Here is a 9,997-nt window from a genome sequence, read left to right on the forward strand (position 1 = left end):
GATGGTCGAGGAGGAGCGCAAGTACGAGGTCAGTACCGGGTTCGCCGTACCGGATCTGTCCGGTTGCCTGCCGGACGGCGGCCGGCTGGTGGAGGTGCCGGCGGTGAAGCTGACCGCGACCTACCTCGACACCGCCGATCTGCGGCTGGCCCGGGCGGGGGTGTCGCTGCGCCACCGGGTGGGCGACGCCGAGCCGTGGACGGTGAAACTGCCGGCGGACGTGCCGGGCGTGCGGCACGAGATCAGCCGCCCGGGTAAGCGGGGCAAGCCGCCGGCCGAGCTGGTGTGGTTGGTGACCGCGTACTCGCGCGGGGCGCCGCTGGCACCCGCGGCGACGGTACGCACCAGGCGCCGGGTGGTGGAGTTGCGCGACGGCGATGACACCCTGCTGGTGGAGCTGGCCGACGACGCGGTGTCGGTGCTCGACGGCGAGACCGTCCGGTCGAGCTTCCGCGAGGTCGAGGTCGAGCGCAAGGCCGGCGACCGGGAGCTGCTGGACCGGGTCGAGGAACAGTTGGTGGCGGCCGGGGCGACGGCCGGTGGGTTCACCCCCAAGCACGTACGTGCGTTGGGTGCCGCCGCGGCCGGCCCGCCGGACCTGGCGCCGGCCGGCGAGCTACCGGCGCAACCGTCCGCGGGTGACGTGGTGACCCGGGCGATCCGCGACGGCATCGCCCGGATTCTGGCGCACGACGCGCTGGTCCGGTTGCACGCGCCGGTCGGCGACGACGACACCGCCGTCCACCAGATGCGGGTGGGCTGCCGGCGGCTACGCAGCGACCTGCGCACCTTCCGGGTGCTGGTACGCAAGGGCTGGGCACGGCCGCTGCGCGACGAGCTGAAGTGGGTGGCCGGAGTGCTGGGCGGCGCGCGGGACGCCGAGGTGCTGCGGGAACGGCTGCGGCGCACCGCCGCCGCGGACCCGTTGGCACCGCTGCCGGAGTCGGCGGTCGGTCGCATCGATTCGGCGTTGGCCGACCGGCACGCGGCGGCACTGGACGAGGTGGACGCGGCGCTGCGGTCCGACCGGTACGTTGCGCTGGTGGAGATTCTGGTGCGGGCGGCCCGGGAGCCGCAGTTGACCGGGGTGGCCGATGGCCCCGCCGACGAGGTGCTGCCACGGCTGGTGGCCACGCCGTGGCGTCGGCTGGCCTACGGCGGCAACGGGGTGGACGGTGCCGCCGATCTGACGCTGGACGCGCCGGACGAGCGCTGGCACGCGGTGCGGATCAACGGGAAGAAGGCCCGCTACGCGGTGGACGCAGTCGCCTCCGTGATCGGCGACGAGGGCGCAGCCCGGCTGGCGAAGGCGTTGTCTCGGGTGCAGAACCTGCTCGGTGAACATCAGGACGGGGCGGTCGCGGCGCAGACCTGGCAGGAGATCGCCGCCGCGCATCCCGACGACCACGAGTTGGCGGTGACCGCCGGGCGGCTGGTGGAGCGGGAGCGGGTGGCGATCCGGGCCGCCCGGGCCGGTTTTCCGGCCGCCTGGCAGCGGTCGACGACCAAACGGCGGACCAAGTGGCTGCCGTGACCGAGGTGCGCGCCGCAGGCGGGGTGGTCTGGCGGAACGGCGATTCCGGCACCGTCGAGGTGTGTCTGGTGCACCGTCCGCGGCACGACGACTGGTCGCTGCCAAAGGGCAAACTGGAGCCGGCCGAGCACCCGTTGGCCGCGGCGGTGCGGGAGGTTGGTGAGGAGACCGGACTCAAGGCGGTGCCGCAGGTACGGCTGCCGTCGGTGCGGTACACCATGCCTGACGGCAACACCAAGGCGGTGGACTACTGGTCGATGCGGGTGGTGGCATCCCCCGGCGCGTCGGCGCTCCCCGTCCCGATCGAGGCTGCCGACGAGGTCGACGAGGTGTGCTGGTTGCCGCTGCGCCAGGCGCAGCAGCGGCTGACGTACCGGCACGACGTCGGTGTGCTGCGGGCGTTCGCGGAGCTGCCGGCGGTGTCGGTGGTGCTGGTCGTGGTGCGGCACGCCCATGCCGGCAGCCGGGACACCTGGCCCGGCCCGGATTCCGCGCGGCCGTTGGACCTCGCCGGGCTGCGTCAGGCGCGTGCGTTGGCCGGGTTGGTCGCGCTGGTCGGACCGCGCCGGGTGCTGTCGGCGTCGCCACGACGATGTGTGCAGACATTGGCGCCGCTGGCGCAGGCGCTGGACGTACCGGTCGAGGTGGACTCGGCGTTCGACGAGCCGCTGCCCGGCCAGCACCCGGACGAGTGTGCGCTGGTCGCCGCCGACCGCTTCGCACAGCTGGCGAAGGAAGGTACGCCGGCCGCCGTGTGCAGTCAGGGAAAGGTGATCCCGTCGGCGTTGGCGTTGTTGAGCGGCCGGGCATCGGCGGACTACCGCACCGCCAAGGGCAGTGGGTGGCTGCTGGCCTTCGCCGGGGACCGGTTCGTCGGCGCGGATCGCCTGTAGCCCGCGGACCGTTGATAGCCGCGCGGACAGCCGCGAAGGCGCCTACCGGATCGCGGTAGGCGCCTTCGCGCTGCCGGGTGCACGGCCGGTGTGGCCGCTGGGTCGGCGATGGGCTCAGCGGGTGGTTTTGCGGGCCGCGGACTTCTTGGCCGGAGCCTTCTTCGCCGGGGCCTTCTTGGCCGCCGTCGACTTCGCCGCCGTCGACTTCGCCGCAGTGGACTTGGTCGCAGTGGACTTGGTCGGCGTGGTCTTCTTGGCGGCCGTGGTCTTCTTGGCCGCCGCCGTCGAGCGGGTCGACTTGGTCGCCGCGGTCTTCTTCGCCGCGGTGGCCTTCGCCGTACCGGCGTTGGCGGTCTTCTTCGCCGGAGCCTTCTTCGCCGGGGCCTTCTTGGCCGGGGCCTTCTTGGCCGCCGTCGACTTCGCCGCAGTGGACTTGGCCGCCGTGGTCTTCTTGGCCGCAGCGCTCTTGGCCGCCGCCGTCGACTTTGTCGCGGTGGCCTTGGGAGCCTTGCCGCTGGCGACCATGTCCTTGAAGCCTGCGCCGGGCCGGAAGACCGGCACCGAGGTCTTCTTGACCTTCACTGCTTCGCCGGTACGCGGGTTGCGGGCTGTTCGAGCCGCTCGGACGCGCTTCTCGAACACCCCGAACCCGGTGATACCCACCCGGTCGCCCTTGGTGACTGCCGCCTGGACCTCGGCGAGGACAGCGTCGAGCGCGGTCGTCGCCGTCTTGCGGTCTCCCAGGCGGGCAGCGAGCGCGTCGATGAGCTCTGCCTTGTTCACGAGTTCCCTCCCGTATGTGCAACTGGACTCAACGAGCCATTCTGCGCGCACGGTATGCCCTGTACCGGCAGGACACAAACATCTGTGGGAAAAAAGTCCTTGTGTCGTAACGGATTCGCCCCCATCCGGTGGCCCGAGCCGTCCGGTTGGCATAGCCGGACGGGTGGTGTGCCACCGGATGAGGGCGAAATCGGGGCCGGCGAAGGGTGCTGAGAGGCCAACGGGACGCAATCGGCGACGGCAACCGGGCCGCTATGCGACGACAGGCCTGAACGGCGGCCGATGCTGCTCGTACTCGGTGATGGCGACCTCGTGACGCAGGGTCAGTCCAATGTCGTCCAGCCCTTCCATCAACCGCCAGCGGCTGAAGTCGTCGATCGGGAACGACCAGGTGGAGCCACCTGCTCTGACCTCACGGGCGCCCAGGTCGACGGTCACCTCAGCCGCCGGATCCGCCTCGACGAGGGCCCACAATTGCTCAATCGCCGGCATTTCCAGCTCGACCGGAAGGAGGCCTTCCTTGAGCGCGTTGCCGCGGAAGATGTCGCCGAAGCGGGGAGACATGACCGCACGAAAGCCCCAGTCCCGCAACGCCCACACCGCGTGCTCACGCGATGACCCGGTGCCGAACTCGGGGCCAGCGACGAGAATCGATGCCTCCGAATATGAAGGATTGTTCAAGACAAATCCTGGGTCTTCGCGCCAGGCGTTGAACAGACCATCGGCGAAGCCCGTCCGGGTGACCCTCTTCAGGTATACGGCGGGGATGATCTGATCCGTATCTACATTAGATCGGCGCAACGGGACGGCGATCCCGGAGTGCACGGTGAACTTGTCCATGTCCTGTAATCCCGTCTGTAGGTGCCTCAGTTGAGGTCCGCCGGTGCGGCCAGCCGGCCCACCACGGCGGTCGCTGCCGCGACCGGTGGCGACACCAGGTGGGTACGCCCGCCGCGGCCCTGCCGGCCCTCGAAGTTGCGGTTGGAGGTGGATGCCGAGCGCTCTCCCGGTGAGAGGGTGTCCGGGTTCATGCCCAGGCACATCGAGCAGCCGGCGAACCGCCACTCCGCCCCGGCGTCGGCGAAGACCTTGTCCAGCCCTTCGTTCTCCGCCGCCTCGCGTACCTTGGCCGAGCCGGGCACCACGAGCATCCGTACCCCGTCGGCGACCTTGCGTCCGCGCAGCACCTCCGCCGCGGCGCGCAGGTCCTCCAGCCGGCCGTTGGTGCAGGAACCGACGAAGACCACGTCGACGGCGACGTCGCGCAGGACCGTTCCGGGACGCAGGTCCATGTATTCCAGCGCGCGCCGGGCGGCGATCCGTTCGGCTTCGGTGGTGAACTGCTCCGGGTCGGGCACGCTGGCGCTCAGCGCCGCGCCCTGCCCCGGGTTGGTACCCCAGGTGACGAACGGCGTGATCTGGTTGGCGTCCAGGATCACCTCCGCGTCGAAGGTGGCGTCCTCGTCGGTGACCAGGCTGGACCAGTACGCCACGGCACCGTCCCAGTCGGTGCCCTGCGGGGCGTTCGAACGGCCCTTGAGGTACGCGAAGGTCGTCTCGTCCGGCGCGACCATGCCGGCCTTGGCACCCCACTCGATGGACATGTTGGCCACCGTCATCCGGCCCTCCATGGAGAGCTTGCGGATCGCCTCGCCGCGGTACTCCACGATGTGGCCGCGCCCGCCGCCGGTGCCGACCTGGGCGATCAGCGCGAGTACGAGATCCTTCGCGGTGACGCCCGGACCCAGTTCCCCGGTGACGGTGACCGCCATCGTCTTCGGCCGGGCCTGCGGCAGTGTCTGGGTGGCCAGCACGTGCTCCACCTCGCTGGTGCCGATACCGAAGGCGAGTGCGCCGAACGCACCATGGGTGGCGGTGTGCGAGTCGCCACAGACGATGGTCATACCCGGCTGGCTCAGGCCCAGCTGCGGGCCTATCACGTGCACGATTCCCTGGTTGTCGTCGCCGAGCGCGTGCAGCTTGACGCCGAACTCGGCGCAGTTGCGTCGCAGCGTCTCGATCTGCGTACGCGAGGTCGGGTCGCTGATCGTCAGCAGGTCACCGCGGCGGCTGCGGAAAGCCGGATCGGCGTACCCGGTCGGGGTGTTGTGGTCCTCGGTCGCCAGCGTCAGATCGGGTCGGCGTACCGGACGGCCGGCCGTCCGCAGCCCGTCGAACGCCTGCGGGCTGGTGACCTCGTGCAGCAGGTGCAGGTCGATGTAGAGCAGGTCCGGCTCGCCCGCGGCGGATCGCACCACGTGCGCGTCCCAGACCTTTTCGGCCAGGGTCCTGGGCGAGGCCGGCTTCGAAGTGTCTCCCACCATCTGGACATCCTAAATTCTGGGAGGTATGTTTCGGCTTGTGGGACACAGTATGAGCGGTGTCGGCGTTCTCGACAAGGCGGTGGTCATCCTCGCGGCCTGCGTGGACGGCGCCAGCCTGGCCGAGCTCGTCGAGCGGACCAAGCTGCCCCGGGCCACCGCGCACCGGCTGGCCCAGGCGCTGGAGATCCACCGGATGCTGGTCCGGGACACGCAGGGACGCTGGCGGCCCGGCCCCCGGTTGGGCGAGCTGGCCAATGCCGCGCCCGACGTCCTGCTGACCGCCGCGGAGCCGTTGCTGGCCGCGCTGCGGGACGCCACCGGGGAGAGCGCCCAGCTCTACCTGCGGCGAGCCGACGAGCGGATCTGCGTCGCCGCCGCCGAGCGCGCCAGCGGGCTGCGCGACACCGTGCCGATCGGGTCGGTGCTGCCGATGACCGCCGGTTCGGCCGCCCAGATCCTGCTCGCCTGGGAGCCGCCGGAAGCGGTCATGCCGCTGCTGCCCCGGTGCAAGTTCACCGGACGGACGCTGGCCGAGGTGCGCCGGCGGGGCTGGGCGCAGAGCGTCGCCGAACGCGAGGCCGGCGTCGCCAGCGTCTCCGCCCCGATCCGGGACCGCACCGGCCGGGTGATCGCCTCGGTGAGCGTGTCCGGGCCGATCGAACGGCTCGGCCGCCGCCCTGGCGAGCGGCACGCGATGGCCGTGGTCCGGGCCGGACAACGGCTGTCCGGGCTCTGAGTCGGCGAGTCCGGGCTGCGCGCCAGGCAAGTCACCCGAAGACAGGCGAGTCACCCGAAAACCGTCCGGGCGGCGGCCAGACCGGGCATGATGGGTGTGCACACCAGGTCAGGACGTGATGGGTGTGCACACGGGTGCCGCAACGGCAAAGGCGCCCTCGGCTGAGGGCGCCTCGATCAACTGTAGCCCCGACCGGATTCGAACCGGCGCTACCGCCTTGAGAGGGCGGCGTCCTGGGCCGCTAGACGACGGGGCCAGAACTTCCACTGTGTTCCGTAACCTCTTACCGCGTGTCCTTGCGGACAACGGTGCTGAACTCTAACAGAGACCAGCACCCCGATGCCATCTGGTGCCTGCATCGGTGGCTGGGGTACCAGGACTCGAACCTAGACTAACTGAACCAGAATCAGTCGGGCTGCCAATTACCCCATACCCCATCGGTGCTCGCCGCACCGGGACAGAACTCTACCTGACCCCATGGTGCGCGCCAAATCGGGTTACCGCAGCGGTTTACCCGTAGCTCACCACGAGCGCCGCCAGCGCAAGCGACCGGCACCGGCACCGGCACCGGCTCAGTCGACCGCCACCACCGGGTTCGTCAGCTCGCCGATGCCCTCGACACGGACCGCCACGGTGTCCCCGGCGGTCAACTCGCTCACCCCGGCCGGGGTCCCGGTCAGGATGACGTCTCCCGGCAGCAGTGTCATCACGTGCGACACGTACGACACCAGAGTCGGCACGTCGAAGACCATCTGCTTGGTCCGACCCAGCTGGCGTACCTCCAGCTGCGCCGGATCGGGCCCGACCTCGCAGCGCACCTCCAGGTCGGTCACGTCCAGCCCGGTGACGATCCACGGACCCAACGGACAGAACGAGTCGAAGCCCTTGGCCCTGGTCCACTGCCCGTCGGCGCGCTGCAGATCCCGGGCGGTGACATCGTTGGCGCAGGTGTAGCCGAAGATCGCCCGCTCGGCCGCGGCCCGGTCGGCCCGCCGGGCCCCAGGAGGACCGATCACCACCGCCAGTTCCGCTTCATGCTCCACCTGCCGCGACTGGGCGGGCAGCCGGATCGCGTCCAGCGGGCCGATGACCGATGTCGACGGCTTGAGGAACAACAGCGGCTCGGCCGGCACCTCGGCCCCGTGCTCGGCGGCGTGGTCGGCGTAGTTGCGCCCGACGCAGACCACCTTGCTGGGCAGGATCGGTGACAGGAGCCGGACGTCGGCCAGCGCCCAGCGCTGCGACGTGAAGGTGAGCCTGCCGAACGGATGGCCTTCGACCTCGGCGATGGTGAGCGCCCCCGGGCCGGCACCCGGCTCCCCTTCGACGACTCCGAACGACATGCCCTTGTCATGGGCGAAACGAGCGATACGCACCGGGCCAATCTATCGCCCTCGCCGGCGGCGGGCAGCGTAGCACCGTCGGCACGGCGGCGGAGCAGAAGCCGCCTTCGCTCCACCGGGCAGCCATTTCCCGCCTACCGTTCGGGTCGGAAGCGGGGATCGTGATGGTGATGTCATCGTGGCGGCGGGTGCTCGGCACCGGTGCGTTGGGGATCGTCCTGGCCGGCGGGTGGAGCTCGCTCGATCCGCCGGCAGGGCGGGCCCAGCCGGTGGTGCACGGGTCGGAGCAGGAACTGGTCGCGGTCGCGATCAACGACGTCGGGCAGAGCGCGCCGACGTACCAGATCGAGGCGGTCAACCGGACGGCGGCACCGGTCGACGTGACGCTGCGCCTCGGCGTGCCGAGCGACGCTTCGGTGGCGACGGTGGGCTCGGGCGGCCAGGTGGCGCAGACCGAGATCACCTGGCAGCTCAGTCTGCCCGGTAACGGCGCGGCGACGGTCAACGCCTCGTTCCGCCCCGGCGGTTCCACCGCCGCGCAGACCTTTCCGGTCTGCGCGTACGAGCGCGACACCGCCCGGCCGTACGACTGCGCGGCGGCCCGGTGGACCCCGTCCGCCGGGCTGGAGCCGACCGACCGGTCCTGGTGGCAGCGCCCGTCGATGCCGCTGCTCGCCGGCCTGAGCGCGCTCGTCGTGGTGACCATGATCGGCTACGGCTGGCGTCGGCGGCTGCAGGAGCGTCGGGTGGACCGCCGACGAATCGTGACCGCGGCCGGGCGGCGGATCCGGACGCCCGCCACGCCGCCACCGTCCACGCCGCGGTGGCGGCCCGGCACGCCGGTGGTGCTCGGTCTGCTCTGTGCGATGCTGGCCGGGTTGGCGGTGGCCTCGGTGCAGGCCGCCACGTACGGTTCGCAGCTGCTGGACCGGGCCAACCAGGCACCCAGCGGATGGATCGGCGACGCGCCGTCCGGCGGGTTCGGCGTCCTGCTCACCGAGTCCGCGTTCGAGTTCACCGTCTACCGGCTGGCCTGCGTGCCGGCCGGCGAGCAGGTACGGCGTTGCCTCGCCACGGTGGCGGTGCGCAACCGCAGCGACGCCGAACAGTTCTGGTACGCGCCGCTGCAACGGGCGCACCTGCCGACCGGCGACTGGGTGGGGGTGGACGAGAAGGCCACCCGGGAGGAGAACGGCGGGCGGGACATCTTCGCCGACCCGCTGCCGGCCGGGGCCAGACTGCTGGTGCCGTTGGCCTTCTCACTGCGCGGGGAGCTGGTGCCGCAACGGCTGGAGCTGCGTAGTGGGGCGTTCTCAGCCGGGGTCACCGTACGCTCGATTTGACCAAGTAAATCATCACAAAATGGACGAACGACTAACGTGGCGGGATCACGTCACGACGGCGGGGTGCATCGCGAGCAGCATGGCGAACCGGTGCCCGGTGCAATCTCCGTCGCGAACCAGGCTGGCCTCCTCGAACCGCCGCATCAGCGCCTGCAGTTCCTGGCGGAACTCGGCGATGCGATGCACCGGGATCTCGGCGAACCCGCGGCTGAGCACCATCCGGACCGGGTCCGGTGCCTCGCTGCTGCCGGAGATGGTGCCGGCGTTGAGGCCCAGCTCTATCTCGTCGCGGGTCTGTTCCAGCAGTGTGGCGACCACTTCGTGCATCGAGTTGGGCTCGTCGCCCGAACGGCGGTGGAAGGTCAGGTTGAGCTGCCCGGCACCGTACTGCTTCTCGATGATGCCGTTGACCACCCGGGTGTCCCGGATGTGCAGCAGCTCGTGCTGCTCCAACTGGTTCAGGTGGTAGTAGATCTTGGTCGGTGGGACACCGACGATGCGCGCCAGCTCCTTGGCCGTCCAGGTCCGCTCGGGTTCGGACATGGCCAGCTCCAGCACTCGCATCCGGATCGGGTCAGCCAGTGCCTTGAGGGTCGCCACGTCCTCGATCACCCGACTGACCAGCAACTCAGTCACCGCAGACCTCCCGTTCAACCGGTGTTACACGGTTGATTCTACCTCGACGATTGACTTGTGTCCTTCGCTCAGGATATTTTGAACGTCAACTGGATCTTACCAGTCCCGCCCAACCACTCCTGTGCCCGGGCCAGGTGCCGGGCCATCTCCCCCTTTGATCTCACCCCTCATCCGGAGGTTCACTGTGCCCACCAACCGGTTCTTCGCCATCGTTGCCGCAGTCGCTCTCGCCGCCCCCGCCGCGCCGGCCGCAGCCGCCGAAGCGCCGCAGCCGGAGCAGACGACCACCACTCAGGCCGAAGCCGCCGATATGATCGCCATCGAGCTGCCGGCCGACGAGACAGCCGACTGGCCCGGCAACTCCAGCGTCAACGCCGCCTGCGCGTTCCGCTGACCAGCAGCCTC

The 9,997-nt window shown here is 70.5% G+C and carries 10 protein-coding genes and 2 tRNA genes; 5 read left to right on the forward strand and 7 right to left on the reverse strand.

Annotated features, from left to right (window positions below; all coding sequences use genetic code 11):
• Position 1: 1 nt before the first annotated feature.
• Positions 2-1,534 carry a CHAD domain-containing protein gene (locus ACN27F_RS08830; protein ID WP_421432262.1) on the forward strand — a complete coding sequence of 511 codons (1,533 nt, stop codon included), beginning with the start codon at positions 2-4 and terminating at the stop codon, positions 1,532-1,534.
• Positions 1,522-2,427, forward strand: a complete 906-nt coding sequence (locus tag ACN27F_RS08835; protein ID WP_421432264.1) for an NUDIX hydrolase — start codon at positions 1,522-1,524, stop codon at positions 2,425-2,427. Before ACN27F_RS08830 ends, ACN27F_RS08835 begins: the two co-directional genes overlap by 13 nt.
• Before the next feature lie 114 nt (positions 2,428-2,541).
• On the opposite strand, the gene ACN27F_RS08840 is transcribed toward ACN27F_RS08835, so the two are convergent.
• The 3 genes from ACN27F_RS08840 to leuC all read right to left on the reverse strand — a co-directional run bounded on the left by ACN27F_RS08840 (position 2,542) and on the right by leuC (position 5,534).
• Positions 2,542-3,210 (reverse strand): HU family DNA-binding protein, encoded by a 669-nt coding sequence (locus ACN27F_RS08840; RefSeq protein ID WP_421432265.1) that lies wholly within the window; start codon positions 3,208-3,210, stop codon positions 2,542-2,544.
• A gap of 252 nt (positions 3,211-3,462) precedes the next feature.
• The gene (gene leuD / locus ACN27F_RS08845) at positions 3,463-4,050 is read right to left on the reverse strand and encodes a 3-isopropylmalate dehydratase small subunit (RefSeq protein ID WP_421432267.1); all 588 of its coding nucleotides are present in this window, start codon (positions 4,048-4,050) and stop codon (positions 3,463-3,465) included.
• 26 nt (positions 4,051-4,076) lie between these two features.
• Positions 4,077-5,534, reverse strand: coding sequence for a 3-isopropylmalate dehydratase large subunit (gene leuC / locus ACN27F_RS08850; RefSeq protein ID WP_421432269.1), 1,458 nt, complete (start codon positions 5,532-5,534; stop codon positions 4,077-4,079).
• A 49-nt stretch (positions 5,535-5,583) separates the two neighbouring features.
• Between leuC and ACN27F_RS08855 the strand changes: the two genes are divergently transcribed.
• Positions 5,584-6,270: an IclR family transcriptional regulator gene (locus tag ACN27F_RS08855; protein WP_326554961.1), complete on the forward strand. Its 687-nt coding sequence runs from the start codon at positions 5,584-5,586 to the stop codon at positions 6,268-6,270.
• Positions 6,271-6,453: 183 nt separating this feature from the next.
• Here ACN27F_RS08855 and ACN27F_RS08860 read toward each other — a convergent pair.
• The 3 genes from ACN27F_RS08860 to ACN27F_RS08870 form a co-directional block, all read right to left on the reverse strand.
• A tRNA-Glu gene (locus ACN27F_RS08860) sits at positions 6,454-6,526 on the reverse strand.
• 106 nt (positions 6,527-6,632) lie between these two features.
• Positions 6,633-6,707: transfer RNA gene (locus tag ACN27F_RS08865), tRNA-Gln, on the reverse strand.
• A 135-nt stretch (positions 6,708-6,842) separates the two neighbouring features.
• The gene (locus ACN27F_RS08870; RefSeq protein WP_421432271.1) at positions 6,843-7,646 is read right to left on the reverse strand and encodes a fumarylacetoacetate hydrolase family protein; all 804 of its coding nucleotides are present in this window, start codon (positions 7,644-7,646) and stop codon (positions 6,843-6,845) included.
• Positions 7,647-7,783: 137 nt separating this feature from the next.
• Between ACN27F_RS08870 and ACN27F_RS08875 the strand changes: the two genes are divergently transcribed.
• Complete coding sequence (locus ACN27F_RS08875; protein ID WP_421432273.1) at positions 7,784-8,956, forward strand: hypothetical protein; 1,173 nt, start codon at positions 7,784-7,786, stop codon at positions 8,954-8,956.
• A gap of 45 nt (positions 8,957-9,001) precedes the next feature.
• On the opposite strand, the gene ACN27F_RS08880 is transcribed toward ACN27F_RS08875, so the two are convergent.
• Complete coding sequence (locus ACN27F_RS08880; protein WP_421432275.1) at positions 9,002-9,592, reverse strand: helix-turn-helix domain-containing protein; 591 nt, start codon at positions 9,590-9,592, stop codon at positions 9,002-9,004.
• 184 nt (positions 9,593-9,776) lie between these two features.
• Here ACN27F_RS08880 and ACN27F_RS08885 point away from each other — a divergent pair, with 184 nt between their 5' ends.
• Positions 9,777-9,986: a hypothetical protein gene (locus ACN27F_RS08885; RefSeq protein WP_421432277.1), complete on the forward strand. Its 210-nt coding sequence runs from the start codon at positions 9,777-9,779 to the stop codon at positions 9,984-9,986.
• The last annotated feature ends 11 nt before the right edge of the window (positions 9,987-9,997 follow it).

The sequence above is a fragment of the Solwaraspora sp. WMMB335 genome, from assembly GCF_049179075.1.
In the GTDB taxonomy this organism is placed as follows: Bacteria; Actinomycetota; Actinomycetes; order Mycobacteriales; family Micromonosporaceae; genus Micromonospora_E.

Bases quoted from the DNA above. Each gene is read 5' to 3' on its own strand.
- ACN27F_RS08830 (WP_421432262.1), top strand. From the start codon at position 2: ATGGTCGAGGAGGAGCGCAAGTACGAGGTCAGTACCGGGTTCGCCGTA.
- leuD (WP_421432267.1), bottom strand. From the start codon at position 4,050: ATGGACAAGTTCACCGTGCACTCCGGGATCGCCGTCCCGTTGCGCCGA.
- leuC (WP_421432269.1), bottom strand. From the start codon at position 5,534: ATGGTGGGAGACACTTCGAAGCCGGCCTCGCCCAGGACCCTGGCCGAA.
- ACN27F_RS08855 (WP_326554961.1), top strand. From the start codon at position 5,584: ATGAGCGGTGTCGGCGTTCTCGACAAGGCGGTGGTCATCCTCGCGGCC.
- ACN27F_RS08875 (WP_421432273.1), top strand. From the start codon at position 7,784: ATGTCATCGTGGCGGCGGGTGCTCGGCACCGGTGCGTTGGGGATCGTC.